General features: G+C 58.2%; 14 protein-coding genes. 10 read left to right on the top strand and 4 right to left on the bottom strand.

Features of this window, described 5'->3' with window-relative positions; genetic code table 11:
* Positions 1-64: 64 nt before the first annotated feature.
* A complete protein-coding gene (locus tag AGA_RS05120) occupies positions 65-292 on the bottom strand; it encodes a DUF3126 family protein (protein WP_083503671.1) in 228 nt (75 codons plus the stop codon).
* Between the two features lie 306 nt (positions 293-598).
* Here AGA_RS05120 and AGA_RS05115 point away from each other — a divergent pair, with 306 nt between their 5' ends.
* The 3 genes from AGA_RS05115 (at position 599) to AGA_RS05105 (ending at position 5240) form a co-directional block, all read left to right on the top strand.
* Complete coding sequence (locus AGA_RS05115; RefSeq protein ID WP_231946033.1) at positions 599-1054, top strand: hypothetical protein; 456 nt, start codon at positions 599-601, stop codon at positions 1052-1054.
* 215 nt (positions 1055-1269) lie between these two features.
* Complete coding sequence (locus AGA_RS05110) at positions 1270-3108, top strand: alginate export family protein (protein ID WP_083503552.1); 1839 nt, start codon at positions 1270-1272, stop codon at positions 3106-3108.
* Positions 3109-3275: 167 nt separating this feature from the next.
* Positions 3276-5240 carry an OPT family oligopeptide transporter gene (locus AGA_RS05105; RefSeq protein ID WP_059023299.1) on the top strand — a complete coding sequence of 655 codons (1965 nt, stop codon included), beginning with the start codon at positions 3276-3278 and terminating at the stop codon, positions 5238-5240.
* 22 nt (positions 5241-5262) lie between these two features.
* On the opposite strand, the gene AGA_RS05100 is transcribed toward AGA_RS05105, so the two are convergent.
* Entirely contained in the window at positions 5263-6072 is an 810-nt protein-coding gene (locus AGA_RS05100) for a universal stress protein (RefSeq protein ID WP_059023298.1), read from the bottom strand.
* Between the two features lie 169 nt (positions 6073-6241).
* On the opposite strand from AGA_RS05100, the gene AGA_RS05095 reads away from it, so the two are divergent.
* Positions 6242-7030, top strand: a complete 789-nt coding sequence (locus AGA_RS05095) for an alpha/beta fold hydrolase (RefSeq protein WP_059023297.1) — start codon at positions 6242-6244, stop codon at positions 7028-7030.
* A 49-nt stretch (positions 7031-7079) separates the two neighbouring features.
* Here AGA_RS05095 and AGA_RS05090 read toward each other — a convergent pair whose 3' ends face one another.
* Positions 7080-8732 (bottom strand): NAD(P)/FAD-dependent oxidoreductase, encoded by a 1653-nt coding sequence (locus AGA_RS05090; protein ID WP_059023296.1) that lies wholly within the window; start codon positions 8730-8732, stop codon positions 7080-7082.
* Positions 8733-8931: 199 nt separating this feature from the next.
* Between AGA_RS05090 and AGA_RS05085 the strand changes: the two genes are divergently transcribed.
* From AGA_RS05085 to AGA_RS05060, 6 genes are all read left to right on the top strand, one after another.
* Positions 8932-10017: a cation diffusion facilitator family transporter gene (locus tag AGA_RS05085; RefSeq protein WP_083503670.1), complete on the top strand. Its 1086-nt coding sequence runs from the start codon at positions 8932-8934 to the stop codon at positions 10015-10017.
* 20 nt (positions 10018-10037) lie between these two features.
* Positions 10038-10994: a cation diffusion facilitator family transporter gene (locus tag AGA_RS05080; protein ID WP_059023295.1), complete on the top strand. Its 957-nt coding sequence runs from the start codon at positions 10038-10040 to the stop codon at positions 10992-10994.
* Positions 10995-11090: 96 nt separating this feature from the next.
* Complete coding sequence (locus AGA_RS05075; protein WP_059023294.1) at positions 11091-12464, top strand: chloride channel protein; 1374 nt, start codon at positions 11091-11093, stop codon at positions 12462-12464.
* Between the two features lie 115 nt (positions 12465-12579).
* The gene (locus AGA_RS05070) at positions 12580-13587 is read left to right on the top strand and encodes a CobW family GTP-binding protein (RefSeq protein WP_059024659.1); all 1008 of its coding nucleotides are present in this window, start codon (positions 12580-12582) and stop codon (positions 13585-13587) included.
* Positions 13584-14645 (top strand): WD40 repeat domain-containing protein, encoded by a 1062-nt coding sequence (locus AGA_RS05065; protein ID WP_059023293.1) that lies wholly within the window; start codon positions 13584-13586, stop codon positions 14643-14645. Before AGA_RS05070 ends, AGA_RS05065 begins: the two co-directional genes overlap by 4 nt.
* Before the next feature lie 136 nt (positions 14646-14781).
* Positions 14782-16065 (top strand): NAD(P)/FAD-dependent oxidoreductase, encoded by a 1284-nt coding sequence (locus tag AGA_RS05060; RefSeq protein WP_059023292.1) that lies wholly within the window; start codon positions 14782-14784, stop codon positions 16063-16065.
* Between the two features lie 55 nt (positions 16066-16120).
* Here the strand turns inward: AGA_RS05060 and AGA_RS05055 are convergent, their stop codons facing one another.
* Entirely contained in the window at positions 16121-16942 is an 822-nt protein-coding gene (locus tag AGA_RS05055; protein WP_059023291.1) for an alpha/beta fold hydrolase, read from the bottom strand.
* Between the last annotated feature and the right edge of the window lie 18 nt (positions 16943-16960).

Below are 16960 nucleotides of genomic sequence, written 5' to 3'. Positions count from 1 at the left end.
GGTCCATAATAAAAAAGCCAGTCCTCCGGCAAGGAAGACTGGCTTTTCCATTTTAGTCCTGCGCTCAGGCCGGAGGCAGGTCTTCTTCCAGCACGACCATGTTTACGGCGTAGCTGACGTCCCCATCTTCATCATCACGATGGACGGTGCCAATCACCTCGCCTTTTACAGCCAGTTCAACCGACATGCCTGCACGCGGAGCGGGGTTGACCGTCAGATCAGGCGAGCCAAGCAGGCGGCGCAACGCAGTCTGGAGGCGGGTAATCTCTGGAGCAGAAAGAGAAGCGCTCATGTCATTCATTCCTTAGTCGAGCCAAATCACGCATCAGGAAAAACGGTACACGGGGACCACCAGATCACCCCGTAAGCAGCAGGCGACCAAGAACCCGGCGCGCGCGCCTTCCGATCTGTTCCGCACCCTATAGGCCATCCCGCTCCGCCGCCGCAACCTTTCCCACCCGTGCCACGCCCTTGCCATGTCCGCGCCATTTTCTCCCCTGCAACTGTCTTTCTCACCAAGGGAGACCACCATACCGTGCGACCACTGCGCCCTCTTCTGTCGGCTTTACTTGTGTGCCTGTCTGCCGGACTGTGCGTAATGGCGGCACAGAACAAACCGTTGCCACCAGATGCACAGACCGACAAAACAAGCCACGTGCTGTATATGGCTACGCATGATGGTATCGCGCAGACGGCCGCCGCACTCTCCCACCATCATGGATGGGATGGGGTCATGCACGCACTGGCGCAAGGCAGGCCGGAAGCGGCCCGTATTGTGGCAACACTACTCCCCGAGACTGATACCCGCACGGCCAGAACGCTTGAGCACACCATGCAAACCCTGCTCCCCCGCCAGCCAGCCACTGTGCTGAGCGCAACAGAGCCAAAAGCGCAGGTAGCAGGCAGCACCAAAAACGTGTGCTCCCCTGTTGGCATGTCCGCCACATGGCGCAAGCAAGCAGAACAGGCCGTAACCACAGTGCATGACATCCACCTAGCTACACGCACACAGATCTGCCTGCATACACTTCAGAACCGAGTGCATGGTGCCTGAGTTATATTTTTACTAACGTCTTTAAAAAATACATTTACTCAAAACATTATTTCTCATTTTTTTATCGAAGCGGGGCGTTACTTCCTTTATAAGGAATGCAGCACACGCAAATGCGATATGACATACAAACATTTGCTGTAATAACATTAATATAAGTCATTCACTTAACGAATGAATGACTGGAATCAAAAAATAACAAGAAGTGACCTCGGCCAATGACCGTAATCACCACAGACTTCCGCGCAGGGTTGGCAATTGCCCCCCTGCGCACCTTACCTGCTCCACAGTATTATGCCGTCCGCCTGACAGCAGGCGTGCTGGCCGGAAGCACCATTCTGTTCTGTCTATGGGCAATGCCTGCTTTGGCGGAAACCGCCCCCAATGCTGCGTACCTGCATTTGCCACACACACAACCCAACGCACCACAAACTTCCACCACCCCAGAAGAGGTTACGGGGTCACGCATCATAACCCCCACGCCTGCGCCAGCCACATCCAGAACACCGCACCCCGGATTCTGGGATGGCAACCGCCTGCTCCCTCCCTTGACCAGCCGCCCCGAAGCCTACGGCCAGCCGCAGGCGCTGGAACTCAAACCACTGCCTACAGCACTCATGCATCAGGGGCCGTGGGGCGTCTTCAACGCCAATACCGGAGCAGCAGCCGGGTTTGGCACCGTGGGGTATTATGCCGTGTCTCGCTGGGCGGAGGACTGGTCCAGCCTGCGTGACAAACGCAACCGGCTGGATGCCATGGACGCCCTTAAATACATTCCTTTCAACACCAAGGGAGACATTTACCTCACACTGAGCGGCAACTTCCGGCAGCATAATTTTTATGACCAGCGGGCCGGCTTTGGTGCGACCAAAAAAGACCCCGCCTACCGCAACAACTTTCGTTGGAATCTGGGGGGAGACCTGCATCTGGGCGAGCATGTCCGTTTTTATGGAGAGCTGATGAGCGGGCAGGCTGCCGGGGTCAATTATTATGGCTATGCCGGAGGGCGCTGGCGCAGCAAGCTGGATGCCCAGCAGGCCTTTGTGGAAGTGCGCGGCAAAGTGCTGGGCGCAACCGTTGGCGGCATGGCTGGCCGCATGACGTTTCTGGATGCGCCCCCTTACGTGACTGCTGGCAGCGTTTACCCCTCCCTCCCCTACTCATGGAATGGCCTGCGCGGATACGCGTTCTGGAAGAATTTTCGTATAGACGGGTTTTACCTGACCCTGACCAACAATGCCCCTGTAACGCCATTCCACGACCAGGTTGGCTGGAATTCCCGCCTTTTTGGAGCCTACACATCCTACGCGGTTCCCAGCTTCAAGTTCATGGGGCGGAACAGTCAGATTTTTGTGGATACGTTCTATCTGGGCATTCTGCTCTCCAGCAGTTCCCTCCCCACCATGGCGGGCGGCTCCATTGCCGGGTCCACGCACCGAGATACACCGGGGATGCGCATATGGGGCAATGCCGGGCCGCTTGAATTTTCCATTGGCGGCATGTGGCAGGGTGGGGAATTCCGTGCCGCCAAAGACGGGCCAACACGCCCGGTTTCCGCCTACGCCATTGATGCCACACTCTCTTGGCGCTTTGCCAAATGGCCCGGCCACCCGGCTATTGGCATACAGGTGGATGACGTATCCGGCGGGAACATGAACAAAAGCCAGACCAGCACGTGGGGCAGCTTTCTCTCCCCCTTCGTGCCCAGCGCCTATTACCTGGACATGAGCACCTACCTTGGACAGTCAAACCTGATTGACGTAGGCCCCATTGCAACCATTACCCCTACCTCCAACACCACCCTGCTGCTCAAGGTGCCAGCCGTATGGCGGAACAACCGCGAGGATGCTGTTTACGCCAACGGCACCGCCTTTTACGCCTACCGTCCACATGGCACCTATACTGCCACCATTCCGCAGGCCAGCTTTACGTGGCGCGCCACCCGCCACATTACACTGGGCATTGATGGGGAATATATTTTTGCCTCCCGGAGCATGATTCATGCTGGTGCGTCCTCCGGTGCTTTTGTGCAAAGCAACATTGAACTGACTTTCTAGGCCGCTTTGGTGCAGACAAATACCTTTGGGCATCGTATGTGCACAAAAGAGCAGACGGTCGCGGCACACCGGCCCGGCCTCTGCCCTTTATTGCCTGAGAGGTAGCGCCTGACCACTCCCCTCATTGATGGCGCACCCTCCATGACCGTCTGGGAGAAAAAGGACGCATGGCCAGCCCGAATCCCCCCCGGGAACTGACATTCCGCGGCCTTATACTTGGTGCGCTTATTACCATCGTCTTTACCGCATCCAACGTTTACCTTGGCCTGCGGATAGGGCTGACCTTTGCCTCCTCCATTCCGGCTGCTGTTATTTCCATGGCCGTACTGCGCCTTATGGGCGGCGGAACACTGCTGGAAAACAACATGGTGCAAAGTCAGGCTTCTGCCGCAGGCACCCTGTCCTGCGTATTCGCCACATTTCCGGGGCTGATTATAGCCGGGTTCTGGACACACTTCCCTTTCTGGCAGACGGCTGCGCTGTCTTTTGCCGGTGGTGTGCTGGGGGTACTGTTTACCATTCCGCTCCGGCGGGCACTGGTTACCCAAAGCAGCCTCCCCTACCCCGAGGGCGTAGCTGCGGCGGAAATTCTGCGTGCGGGGGCAGATAAAGGGAACCAGCGTGGACTGAAGGCGCTGATAAGCGGTAGCATTTTGGCCTCCCTCTTTTCCTTTTGCAGCAGCGGCCTGCGTTTGCTGAGCGATGGGTTAAGCCTTACGACCACAGCCGGAAGTGCCGTTTTCCAACTGACTGCTGCTTTTTCCCCCGCCCTGATCGGCGCTGGCTATCTGGTTGGGCTAACGGGTGGGCTGGCCATGCTGGCAGGCTGTATTCTGGCATGGGGCATTGGTGTGCCGTGGCTGACTGGCATACTCCCCAACCCCCAGCATTTACCTGCCGCACAGTTCGCGCAGGACGTATGGCTGCATAAAGTCCGCTTTGTTGGAGCCGGGGCTATTGCTGTGGCCTCTTTGTGGACATTGATCGAACTCATGCCGCCGGTTCTGCGCGGCATACGCACCATGCTGCAACGCTCCACAGGCCTGACCGCCACAACAGACAAAGACCTTTCGGCCCGCGCCATGGGCGTGCTGCTTTTGTTTTCCACCCTGCTGCTGGCTGTATTTTTTACGGCATTTCTGTCCCCCGTGGCCCACGGGGTAGGGCCGGTCGTAATGGCGGCAGTGCTGTTTTGCATTGTATTCGGGTTTATTATGGCTGCGGCGTGCGGCTACATGGCCGGTATTGTGGGTTCCTCGTCCTCCCCCATATCGGGCATCATCATTATTGGCGCGGTTCTGTGCGCACTGATGATTCTGGCGCTGGAGGCACTGGGCCTGACCCCGGACGCCATGATGGCGGATGGGCAAAAACTAGCAACAGCTTTTACCATTCTGCTGCTGTCCGCCATTACGGCCACCGTCGCCATTTCCAACGATAATCTGCAAGACCTCAAAACTGGCCAGCTTGTAGGCGCCACCCCGTGGAAGCAGGAAGTCGCCCTTATTGCCGGGTGCCTTGTGGGGGCTGCGGTTATCCCTCCGGTTCTGAACCTGCTTTATCAGGCATATGGTTTTTCTGGCGCCATGCCTCGCCCCGGCATGGACCCCAGCCATGCTCTTTCTGCCCCGCAGCCCGCGCTGATTACACTAATTGCCAAAGGCATTTTTACCCACTCGCTTGACTGGAACATGCTCTCGGCCGGCATGGCGCTGGGAGTGGGATTGGTGGCGCTGGACCTGTTTTTGCGCTGCCGCAGTCTTGCGCTGCCCCCTCTGGGAGTGGCCGTGGGGCTGTACTTACCCGCATCTGTCAGCCTTACGCTGGCGGGGGGCGCCATGCTGGGCTGGGCCCTCAAACGGGTCCGACACACACGGAACAAGAAAGCAGCCAACACGGCGGAACACACAGCCCAAGAGGACGGCCCCATTGGCACCATGCTGGCATCCGGCTTTATTGTGGGGGAAAGCCTGACCGGGGTGCTGCTGGCCGTTCTTTCTGGCGCGACGGGGCAGGACAACGCTTTTTCCGTCGCCTCGTGGCTACCTGTGGGCCTCCCCAATATTCTGGGTGCTGTGGCCTTTGCGGCCTTGTGCTGGACGTTCGCGCGTAGAACGCTCCAGCCGTCCTGACTCGTTCTGTCTGCCGTCGGGGCTAATGCTGCAACAGCACGGGCACGCGGGGGTTGGCCAAAATATAATCGGTCACACTACCCACAAGGCGGCTGTAAAGCATATTATGCTGGTACCCACCCATGACCAGCATATCGGCATGAAACGTGTTAGCCATATCCAGCAATGCCTGTCCGGCGTTACGCGTATCTGCCAGTGGCTTCTGGGTTGCCGTAATACCGGGCAAAATATCCATTGGCAGCGGATCATTGGCCGACACGGCAACTTCCACCGCCTTTGCAGACCCGATTAAAGAGCGTGCGGCAAAAAACGCCCGGCGGCAGGCTGGCGTATCTTTCCACGCCATAAAAACCCTGTCTCCACTGGTCTGGTCCCAAAAGGGGGGCACAAACAGAACAGGGCGTCCGGATTCAAAAATAGCGGAGCGGGTTGCCAGATGTTTCTGCGGACTATCCCGGCTGTCAGGAAACCCCAGAATCAGCAGGTCCGCATCCTTGCCATAGCCTGCAATAATGCGGTCCACCGTAATTTCGGGGTCCAGCCAGTTGACTTCCACCTTGCCCAGCCGGTCGGCCGGGGAGCCATATTCCTGCGCCAACCAGTGCTGAAAACGTGCATGGAGGGCATCCGCCCATTCCAACTGGTTGGTGCGCAGGGTCTGAGCCTGTGCATCGGAAAAGCTAATACGCCCCAGTCCTTGATCCGGCGGCTCCCGCGCGGCCAGAACATCAATCCGTCGCATCCCCCGGATACGGGAGAGGGTCTGCGCCGCCATGCCAAGCAGAACCTCGGTCTGGTCCAACTGGTTGAGAATAACAAGGCACCGTTGCATCCACCAACTCTCCTTATACCATACATACGCAGCAGACTGTTGCACACATGCCCTCTCTCTGGAAGGTGAAGAAAAAACAGCTCTCCTCCTCTCGCATTCGTAGGCAAAGCTGGGCAAAACTCCGCCATGCGCGCCCCTTGCGCGCCACAGCAGAGGAAAGAGCAGAACAGTGTTGCTAAACGTGAGCGAGCGCGGCCCCGACCATCCAACCCCGGCAGATGCGCTGCCTGTTGTGCTGCTGCACGGTCTGTTCGGGCGGGCGCGTAATCTGGGTTTTGTGCAGCGTAAACTGGCAACAACCCGGCGCACACTTGCCATGGACCTGCGCAACCATGGCAACAGCCCCCACGGCCCCATGAGCTACCCGGCCATGGCGCAGGATGTGCTGGATACAATGGCGCATAACCACGCCTGCCCTGCTATTGTGCTGGGCCACTCCATGGGGGGCAAAACAGCTATGATGCTCGCCCTCACTCACCCCAGCGCCGTGCGCGCCCTGATTGTGGTGGACATAGCCCCAGCACAGGGCGGGTTTGACCGGCTGGACCTACCCGAAAATCTGGACAAAATACAGTTCCCTGCCCATCTGGACCTGCACGGCACCAACGACCTGCTCCGTCCATTTATTGCCAACGATGCGGTGCGCCAACTTATGGCGCAGAACATCAGGCAGGGGGATAACCCCGGCTGGGCCATTGGCCTGCCAGAAATTCTGGCCGCCATGCCCGATATTATGGGCTGGCCACAACTGGCTCCGGGCTTGCGGTATGATGGTCCAACCCTGTTTATCCGGGGGGAAAACTCACCCTATATCAGCCCGAAAAACTACCCGGTCATGCAGGCACTTTTTCCCAACCACAGGCTGGAAAGCATTCATGGCGCGGGCCACTGGGTCCATGCCGATGCACCCCGCCGCTTTACCGAACTGGTAGAGGAATTTCTGGCCGACATCCCCTAAAGGGTGGCGGTTCCTAAAAAAAACCACACCCCGTGGGAATATCGGACGGTCAGGACAGTGTTACCGGCAAACCAGCCATATCCTGTGCTACGGCCTCGGCCATGCGAATACCATCCATGGCGGCGGACAGAATACCCCCTGCATACCCTGCACCTTCCCCCGCCGGGTAAAGACCGGGGGTATTGACCGACTGGCCATCTTCCCCCCGTGGAATACGGAGGGGGGAGGATGTGCGGGTTTCCACCCCGGTCATGACCGCATCATCCATGGCAAACCCTTTGATCTTACGTTCAAAGCGAGGCAACGCTTCCCGCAGAGCCTCCACAACAAACCCCGGCAGACAGGTGGACAGGTCTGTTGGTGTCACCCCCGGTTTGTAGGAGGGCACAACGTCCCCTAACGCAGTAGAGGGACGACCAGCCAGAAAATCACCCACCCGCTGGGCAGGGGCCTTGTAATCTCCTCCTCCGGCCAGAAAAGCCTGCCGCTCCCAGTGGCGCTGGAACGCCATACCCGCCAGAGGGTCGTCCGGGTAATCCTCACCGGGGCGCAGTTCCACCACCATACCCGCATTGGCGTTACGCTCCGCGCGGGAATACTGGCTCATGCCATTGGTCACCACACGCCCTTCTTCTGAGGTTGCCGCCACCACCGTGCCGCCAGGACACATGCAGAAGGAATAAACACCCCGGCCATTAGAGGCATGGTGCACCAGACGATATTCGGCTGCGCCCAACTGCTCGTTGCCTGCGCTGGGGCCGAACTGGGCAATATCAATAACCGACTGTGGATGCTCGATCCGCACACCCATGGAAAAAGGTTTGGCCTGCATCTGCACACCCTGCTCGTGCAGCATGGCAAAGGTGTCCCGCGCGCTGTGCCCTACGGCCAGCACCACGTGGTCCGCCTCAATAACCTCACCCGTGGCAAGGCGAACGCCCTGCACCCTCCGGGTTGCGGGGTCCAGCAGCAGTTCCTCCACCCGTGATTCAAAGCGGTATTCCCCTCCCGCCTGCTCCACTTCCTGACGGATATGCTCCACCATAGAGACAAGCCGGAACGTGCCAATATGCGGGTGGGCCAGATACAGAATATCCTCTGGAGCGCCAGCTTTGACAAACTCCTCCAACACCTTGCGCCCCAAAAAGCGCGGGTCCCGCACCTGACTATACAATTTGCCATCGGAAAAAGTGCCTGCGCCACCCTCGCCAAACTGCACATTGCTCTCAGGCGTCAAAATTGAGCGCCGCCACAGGGCAAAGGTATCCACCGTACGCTCACGCACAATTTTACCGCGTTCCAGCAAAAGCGGACGCAGCCCCATGCGGGCCAGCATAAGGGCTGCCATAAACCCACATGGACCAGCCCCAATAACCACAGGCCGCTTATACCCCGGAGCCGCCGCAAGTGCCGCGCCATTGGTTATGGGCGCGTGCCATGCCATATCCGGCGCAGGCAGCACACGCGTGTTACCCGGATGCGCGGCCTGATACCGGGCCAGCACTGCGTCTTCATCCCGCACAGCGCAATCTACCGTGTACACAAGCCAGATGGCGGAGCGACGGCGTGCATCATGCCCGCGTTTGAACACGGTCACATGGTCGAGCGCATCCATACTTATACCGAGCCGGTCACAGACTGCCTGCCGGAGAGCTTCGGGCGGGTGGTCCAGCGGCAGCCGCAGTTCAGTCAGACGGAGCATGGGGCGTGTTCATCCAGTATTCGTTACAAAAACAGCAAAACGGTCAATCTGGCTCCTTCCCTATTCTGGAACCCCTTGAACGTGCAATGTCTGCTGCGTAATCCATACATGAATATTCACTTCAATTCCGCCACCCGCCACCTTACATAAGGGCAGAACCTCAGAATCTGAGATGCAGCGCCCTACGGCCCTCCTGTTCATGAAAGCAGCCAGCACCATGCCAAACCCGGACGAGCATATGCATGACCACGCAGGCCATTCTGGTTGTGACAACGGCCACGCACATGCCTCGCCCTGCACCCATGAGCATGAGCATGAGCATGAGCATGAGCATGACGGTAATGGTGCTTCCTGCGGGCACAAACATGGGTTCGGGCACCACCATGTGCATACGCCCGCCTCCTTTGACACAGCCTTTGCCATAGGCATTGCAGTTAACACCCTCTATCTGGCGGCGGAGGCTGTCTGGGGTGTTTATGCCCATTCACTCTCGCTCATTGCCGATGCAGGGCACAACCTCTCCGACGTGCTGGCACTGGCGGCGGCATGGCTGGCGGAGCACCTTTCCCGCAGGAGCCCCACAGCGCGGTTCACCTATGGGTTGCGCCGTTCTTCCATTCTGGCGGCGCTGGCCAATGCCATTATCCTTATGCTGGTAACCGGAGGTGTTGCGTGGGAGGCCATCCATCGCCTTATAGCCCCGACCCCAGTTGCCGGAACAACTATGATGGTGGTTGCCGGAATTGGTATTCTGGTCAACGGCGCGTCTGCCATGCTGTTTGCCGCAGGGCAGAAAGGGGATCTCAACATCCGCGGCGCGTTTTTGCACCTTATGGCTGATGCCCTGACCTCCCTTGCCGTGGTTGTGGCGGGGGGACTGGTCCTGCTGACCCATATCGAATGGATAGACCCCGCCATTAGCCTTGCCATTTCCGTTATTGTCGTGCTGAGCACGTGGTCCCTACTGCGGGACTCGCTGGATATGGCGCTGGATGCCGTTCCGCGTGAGGTGGACCCCGGAGCCGTGGAACGCTTCTTGCGCGGCACACCGGGCGTGGCCGACCTGCATGACCTGCACATTTGGCCCATCAGCACGACCGAAACCGCCCTGACCGTTCATCTGGTCCGCAGTGCCGGCCAGATGGATGGTGAGAATGACGCCAGACTGCTGGACACTCTTGTAACCACCCTGCGCAAACAGTTTGGCATTGCCCACCCCACGTTGCAGATGGAAACACAGGAATACGGCCCCACCTGCCACCTGTCCGACCCGCACACCGTCTAACCCCCAGATAACAAGAGCCTATGCCCGATCTCCCCCTCCCCAAAAGTAACAAGGGCATTGCCATTGTCAGTCTGTTTGTCAGCCTTGTGGCGCTGGGACTGAAATATGCCGCCTTTGCCGTAAGCGGCAGCGTTGCCCTCCATGCCGACGCCATAGAAACTATTATTAATGTTGTGGCGGCTGCTGGCGGGCTATGGGCGTTAAGCGTTGCGGAACGCCCGGCCGACCACAACCACACCTACGGGCATTACAAGGCAGAGTACCTTTCCGCCGTGGCCGAAGGGACGCTGGTTGTTATTACCGCCTTCATTATCGGCCGCGAGGCTGTGGAAGGCTGGTTACACCCTCACCCGGCTCTGGCTCCGTGGAATGGGCTGCTGCTAAACGCGGCGGCAACCTGCGTTAACCTCGGCTGGGGGCTGGTCATGCTCAGAACGGGGCAGGCCCGCCATTCTCCAGCGCTCATAGCTGGAGGGCAGCATGTTTTGTCCGATGTATGGACCGGGGTGGCACTTGTCGCTGGGGTGGCGTTAATTCCTCTTCTGGGCTGGCCGCAGTTGGATGCCATACTGGCCGGACTGGTGGCCATAAACGTACTACGCGTGGGCTGGGAAGTCATGCGGGACTCCATTGCAGGCCTGATGGATGAAGCCCCGGATACGGAAACTCTGGGCGAAATCCGCCAGATTATTACCGCCAATGGGCACGGAGCCATTCAGGCGCACGACATACGCACCCGCATTGTGGGCGCCATGACATTCCTTGAATTTCATCTGGTTGTGCCCGGCACCATGAGCGTGCATGACGCGCATGACATCTGCGACCGGATAGAACACGCCCTGCGCGTGCATATGGGCAGCACACTTGTCCATATTCATGTGGAGCCAGAAACATTTGCCAAGCGTGATGGCTCGGTCCTGCCCATCCCACCGACAGTGGCATCCACCGCCAATTCTGGTTCTTCAGCAGAAAAATAGACAGAAAATCATAATAAAAGCCTAGAATGTCTTTCTTCTGCTGCATGAAATGTTAAACTGTGCCGCATCCTTCTTTTTTTGATCAAGAGATGCCTCATGCCTGCGAGCGTGATCCCCACAGCAGAGTCCCTGCGCCATCTGCGTGAACACGCCAAGGCTGGTACAGTAAGCTGGCGCCGTAAACTTATGTACTGGTCGGGTGCAGCTCTGGTTGGCATGGTTGCCGTGGCTTTTGCCGAACTGGCAGATGCAGCAGCCCATGTGCGCACGGCTCTTGTCCACATTAACCCTTGGCTCATGCTTCTGGTCACTCCGCTCGGGCTGGCGCTCTCTACCTGGCTGACACGCACATGGTTCCGTGGTGCACAGGGCAGCGGGATTCCGCAGGCCATTGCGTGTATGCACCTGCATGACATGACCATTGTGGACAAAGTTCTGGCTTTACGCATTGCTTTGGCCAAAATCTGCCTGACCTGCCTTGGCCTGTTATCTGGTGCTTCCATCGGGCGTGAAGGGCCAACCGTGCAGGTGGGTGCTTCCATCATGCATACTGTTGGCCGCCTCGCTGGCCTGACTGATGTGACCAAACAGCGCGCCCTTATCAAAGCCGGTGGAGCTGCCGGGGTCGCGGCGGCCTTTAACACCCCCCTTGCCGGCATTGTGTTTGGCATTGAGGAGCTGGCCCACTCCTTTGAGCAGCGCACCAGCGGCACCATGCTGACCTGTGTTGTTATTTCCGGCGTAACCGCTATTGCTCTGGTCGGCAACTACACCTATTTCGGCCACACATATTCTGCCGTTCCTGTTGGCGCAAGCTGGCTGGCCGTGGTGGTGTGCGGGGTGCTGGGAGGAATAAGTGGGGGCACATTTTCTGCCCTGCTGGTGCGTATTTCCCGCGGGATTCCGGGCAAGTTCGGCCGGTTTGTCAGCCAGCGTCCCATTCTGTTTGCAGCACTGTGCGGGGTCGCACTCGCCATAATCGGCCTGCTTTCTGGCGGCATGACATATGGCACGGGCTACACGCAGGCCCGCGACATCATTATGGGCTCTGACCAGTATCCGGTTTCGTTTTTTCTGTTCAAACTGCTCGCAACACTCATTTCCTACTGTTCGGGCATTCCCGGTGGGCTGTTTGCGCCCTCGCTCTCGGTTGGGGCTGGCATGGGGGGGTGGATTGCGCATTTCCTGCCCCACACCACGCCGGGGGCCGTCGTGCTGCTTGGCACGGTGGCCTACTTTTCCGCCGTGACCCAGTCCCCCCTGACGGCAACTGTTATTGTGATGGAAATGTGTGACAACCAGCAGATCACTCTGGCACTGCTGGCCAGCGCATTCCTTGCCTTTGGCGTGTCCCGCGCCTTGTGCAGCCACGCGCTGTATGGCGCACTGGCGGTGCGCTTCCTGCGCTCTGCCGCACCCAAACAAAAACCCCAGAAGCTCATGACCGCCACGGACACGCTCAGAACCTGAGCTTTTCCGCTCCCGCAGACCAGTGGTTCTGGCGTAATAGGACCGCGCCTCTCTGGTTTCTCATAATCTGGCGTCCTATATGAGAAACACGATTGTTGATTTGGAGGCTTACCTTATGTCTGACGCATCCCTCGCGCCGGAAAATGCTGCCACAAGCGCACCAGATGCCCGTGTGCCCGTTACGGTGCTGACCGGCTTTCTGGGCGCGGGCAAAACCACGCTGCTCAACCATATCCTGACCGCCGAACACGGACGCAAATACGCCGTGGTCATTAACGAATTTGGCGAGCTGGGCGTGGATAACGATCTGGTCGTGGATGCGGATGAAGAAGTGTTCGAAATGAACAATGGCTGCATCTGCTGCACCGTCCGTGGTGATCTGATCCGTATTCTGAACGGGCTGATGAAGCGGCGCGGCAAATTTGACGGTGTCATTGTGGAAACCACAGGCCTTGCCGACCCCGCCCCCGTTGCCCAGACCTTTTTTGCCGATGAAGATGTGCGCGAAAAAGCCAAGCTGGACGCTGTGGTTACGGTTGTGGACGCCTTTAACTTCCTGACCACACTGGCAGAAAGCCCCGAAGCGCGCGAGCAGGTGGCCTTTGCCGATGTGATTATCCTGAACAAAACCGATCTGGTGGACGCAGCACAGATTAGCCAGATTGAGGCTGCCATTCGCAAGATCAACGCCGTGGCCCCTATTCACCATGCCAAAAAGGGCAATGTGCAACTGACCGACGTGCTGGACCGTGGCGGGTTTGATCTGGCCCGCGTGCTGGAAACCACACCCGAATTTCTTGAACATGCTGAACACCACCATGAGGAAGACATTTCCAGCGTCTCCCTCACAGTCAAACAGCCACTGGATGCCGGGCGCTTTCAGGCATGGATCAGCGCTCTGTTGCAAGAAAAAGGCGGGGACATGCTGCGCACCAAGGGTATTCTGGACTTTGCAGGCCAGCCTGACCGTTTTGCCTTTCAGGCAGTGCATATGATGGCGGATGGCAATGCCATTGGCCCGTGGAAAGAAAATGAACCGCGTGAGAGCCGTCTGGTCTTTATTGGCCGTAACCTGAACAGACCACAGCTCCGCCGTGGGCTTGAAAGCTGCATTGCGGCATGAGCGAGACCAAAGAAACCCTTCTGCGCGGGCTGATTGAAAAGCGTGGATCCCACCGGCAGGTGGAAGGCGAAATTACAGGCTGCACCGCCTCGCGCGATTCCAGCCGCTTTGCCTTTACCACTGGCGAAGGCGATGTAGTTGTCGCCCACCGGCAGGACCTTATGGCGCCACAGGCATGGGCAACCTACGCTGTGCATGATGGTCCGGTCCTCTCTCTCTCGCCCGATACACTGGCAGACAGCTTTCTGACCGGTGGGGACGATGGCCGCCTGTGCCGCCTTGACCCTACGGGAGAAATTGAGGAACTGGGCAAAACCCGACGCTGGGTGGAACATATTTCCACTTTTGTTAGTGACAAATCTGCTCTGATTGCTGCGGCTTCGGGCAAAAATGTGGAACTGCGCGACGCCACGGGCCGCACTGTTATCCGCACTTTTGAGCACCCCACAACCGTAGGCGGCATTGCGTTTGACCCCAAAGGTAAACGCCTTGCTGCATCGCATTACAATGGCGTGTCGCTCTGGTTTACCCAGTCCAAAGATGGCAGCGCACGCGTGCTGGAATGGAAAGGCAGCCACCTTGGTGTGGCCATGCACCCGGGAGGCGAAGCCGTTATTACCGCCATGCAGGAAAATGACCTGCACGGCTGGCGGCTGGCGGACGGCCACAATATCCGCATGAGCGGCTACCCGACCAAAGTGCGCTCCATGTCTTTTTCCAGCAATGGCAAATGGCTTGCCACCAGTGGGGCGGATGTTGTGGTCATGTGGCCGTTTTTTGGTGGTGGCCCCATGGGCAAACCCCCAGCGGAACTACCCGGTGCCGGGGGCGCACTGTGCACCCGTGTTGCTTTTCACCCCTCGCAGGAAGTTGTGGCGGCGGGCTTTGCCAATGGCACGGTTGTGATGATGGAACCCGCGACCCAGCGTGTTCTTCCTGTATCATTAGGACATGCAGGGGCCATTACGGCTCTGGCCTATAGTCCGGATGGCTGCACGCTGGGCTTTGGCACGGAAGATGGGGTTATCGGACTGCTTGATCTGGCGGCAACAGCCTAACCATACAGGCATTAGCTGCCCCACTTTCCTCCCCCGTCATGGCCTGTATGCTGGTCGTGGCGGGGGATCATTGCATAGTGCAAAACAGAACCTCCCCCTTCAGGCCAAGAAGCGGAAGGTAAAGGACAGGAATGATATGACGAACAGGTTCCGGCTCGTGATTATTGGTGGAGGTGTTGCCGGTCTGGCCCTGGCAACCCGTCTGGGCAACACGCTCGGCCGCTCTGGCAAACTGGAAATCACGCTCGTGGACAAGGGTTTCAGCCATGTATGGAAGCCCATGCTCCACTGCTTTGCCGCTGGAACTGCCCGGAACGAAAACGACCGGATTACGTTTGTCTCCCACGCAGCGGCCCACGGCTTCCGCTTTTGCTACGGCGAAATTGCGCAACTTGACCGTGCCAACCGACGCATAACGCTGGCGCCACTGACGGAGGAAAACAACCAACTTCTGCTGGAGGAACGGCATCTGGATTATGATGCTGTGGTCTTTGCCATTGGCAGCCGCGCCAATGACTTTGGCACCCCTGGCGTGGTGGAACACTGCATGTTCCTGGACAACGTGGTTGAGGCCAACAATTTTAACGAACGCTTCCGCCATGCCATTATTCAGGCTTACGGGCGTGGCACTCCACTGGATATTGCCATTGTTGGCGGGGGAGCAACCGGTGTGCAGTTGGCAGCCGAGCTGCACAAAGCGCTTGATATCGGGTCCTTGTACAATTTTACCCCCGTTACGCCAGAAATGCGCGTAACCCTGCTGGAAGCCGGTCCCCGTATTCTGCCCGCATTCCCCGAAAATGTATCGCAGGCAGCGCAGAAGCAGCTTGAAGAACTGAACATTCAGGTCCGTACCAGCACCATGGTCAGCGGCGCGGATGAGCAGGGCTTTATCCTCAAGGATGGTACGCGTGTTAATGCCCAGTTCCGGGTCTGGGCGGCTGGTGTGAAGGCGCCTGATGTCACACGCAATATGGATGGGCTGGAATGCCAGCGTGGGGGGCAGCTCACCGTTCAGCCCAACCTGCAAAGCACGGTGGATGAGCATATTTTTGCTGTGGGTGACTGCTCCTTTATCAAAGATGCACCACTGGCCCCCACGGCGCAGGTTGCCCGCCAGCAGGCGCACCATCTGGCACGCTACCTTCCGGGTTACATCTTTAACAAAAAACCTGTTCCAGACTTCCGCTTTCGTAACAAAGGCGCCATTGTTGCCCTTGGGGACTATAATGGCTGGGGTGCATTTGCCGATGGCAAAACCTTTGGCGGCGGCTTTTTGCACGGCCTAAGCGCCCGCCTTGGGCACATGGCCCTGTACCGCCAGCACCAGTTTGAACTTTACGGACCTGTCCGTGGCGCCATTGCCTGCTTTACAGACTGGCTGGATGGCTTTGTGCGCCCACCAGTCAGAATGGACTGACCCCCTCCTCCCCCGAATAAAAACGGGGGAGGCATAATAAAAATAACTGACACGATCAGGTTTTTTCACACACTCGCAAAAAATCTTTTACCGCAGCGTGGACCACATCCGCCTGCTCGATATGGGGAAGGTGGCCAGTGCCCTGCAAAAAACGGCAGGGCACATGCGCTGGCACCCCCTGCGCCTGCGTAACTGGCAGAACCCGATCTTCCTGCCCCCATATAATATGAACGGGGCATGATGGGCTTTGTAGAACCGGACGTAAATTATTGGCCTGCTCCCCATGTGGGAAACAGGTCTGGGCAACGGTGCGCAGGGCCTCACGCGCACCGGGCACAGCGCGGGCTTCTACCAGAAACTCGGCAACCTTCCGCCCTATCAACTTTGGATTATACACAGCCATAGCCATGGCAGCACTCATGTCTGCTACGGTGTTAGCCTCTATAAAGCCGGTAATAAACGCCATATTCACATCCCGACCCAACCCGGCCGGGGCCAGCAGAGACAGGCTTGCCACCTGCTGCGGGTATGTCTTGAGCATGGACATGGCAATGCCACCGCCCAGAGAGTGCCCCAGAATATGGGCTTTACCCACTCCCAGACCTGCCAAAACACGGCTGGCAACATCTGCAAAATGCGCCAGTGTTGGCGTCGTAGCTAAGGCGGAAGACTTGCCATGCCCTGGCAGGTCAAATGCGATAACCCGTCGGCTGGTGGCCAATACATGCTGGGTGAGCTGCCAGTTGGTCAGGCTGCCGCCAAAACCATGCACCAGCACAAGTGGCAAACCTGCCCCAGCACCCATCTGACGGACATGCACCGCCTGCCCTCCCAGCCGGAGCAGGAAGGTTTCTGTCTGTACATCCTGTTTTATCATGCTGCCATCATGCCCCTT

Origin of the sequence: Acetobacter ghanensis (assembly GCF_001499675.1) — a bacterium.
In the GTDB taxonomy this organism is placed as follows: domain Bacteria; phylum Pseudomonadota; class Alphaproteobacteria; order Acetobacterales; family Acetobacteraceae; genus Acetobacter; species Acetobacter ghanensis.
This window is presented reverse-complemented; position numbering and strand designations above follow the sequence as displayed.

Bases quoted from the DNA above. Each gene is read 5' to 3' on its own strand.
- AGA_RS05075 (WP_059023294.1), top strand. From the start codon at position 11,091: ATGCCTGCGAGCGTGATCCCCACAGCAGAGTCCCTGCGCCATCTGCGT.
- AGA_RS05120 (WP_083503671.1), bottom strand. From the start codon at position 292: ATGAGCGCTTCTCTTTCTGCTCCAGAGATTACCCGCCTCCAGACTGCG.
- AGA_RS05105 (WP_059023299.1), top strand. From the start codon at position 3,276: ATGGCCAGCCCGAATCCCCCCCGGGAACTGACATTCCGCGGCCTTATA.
- AGA_RS05065 (WP_059023293.1), top strand. From the start codon at position 13,584: ATGAGCGAGACCAAAGAAACCCTTCTGCGCGGGCTGATTGAAAAGCGT.
- AGA_RS05100 (WP_059023298.1), bottom strand. From the start codon at position 6,072: ATGCAACGGTGCCTTGTTATTCTCAACCAGTTGGACCAGACCGAGGTT.
- AGA_RS05060 (WP_059023292.1), top strand. From the start codon at position 14,782: ATGACGAACAGGTTCCGGCTCGTGATTATTGGTGGAGGTGTTGCCGGT.
- AGA_RS05090 (WP_059023296.1), bottom strand. From the start codon at position 8,732: ATGCTCCGTCTGACTGAACTGCGGCTGCCGCTGGACCACCCGCCCGAA.
- AGA_RS05110 (WP_083503552.1), top strand. From the start codon at position 1,270: ATGACCGTAATCACCACAGACTTCCGCGCAGGGTTGGCAATTGCCCCC.
- AGA_RS05085 (WP_083503670.1), top strand. From the start codon at position 8,932: ATGAAAGCAGCCAGCACCATGCCAAACCCGGACGAGCATATGCATGAC.
- AGA_RS05055 (WP_059023291.1), bottom strand. From the start codon at position 16,942: ATGATAAAACAGGATGTACAGACAGAAACCTTCCTGCTCCGGCTGGGA.
- AGA_RS05080 (WP_059023295.1), top strand. From the start codon at position 10,038: ATGCCCGATCTCCCCCTCCCCAAAAGTAACAAGGGCATTGCCATTGTC.
- AGA_RS05070 (WP_059024659.1), top strand. From the start codon at position 12,580: ATGTCTGACGCATCCCTCGCGCCGGAAAATGCTGCCACAAGCGCACCA.
- AGA_RS05115 (WP_231946033.1), top strand. From the start codon at position 599: ATGGCGGCACAGAACAAACCGTTGCCACCAGATGCACAGACCGACAAA.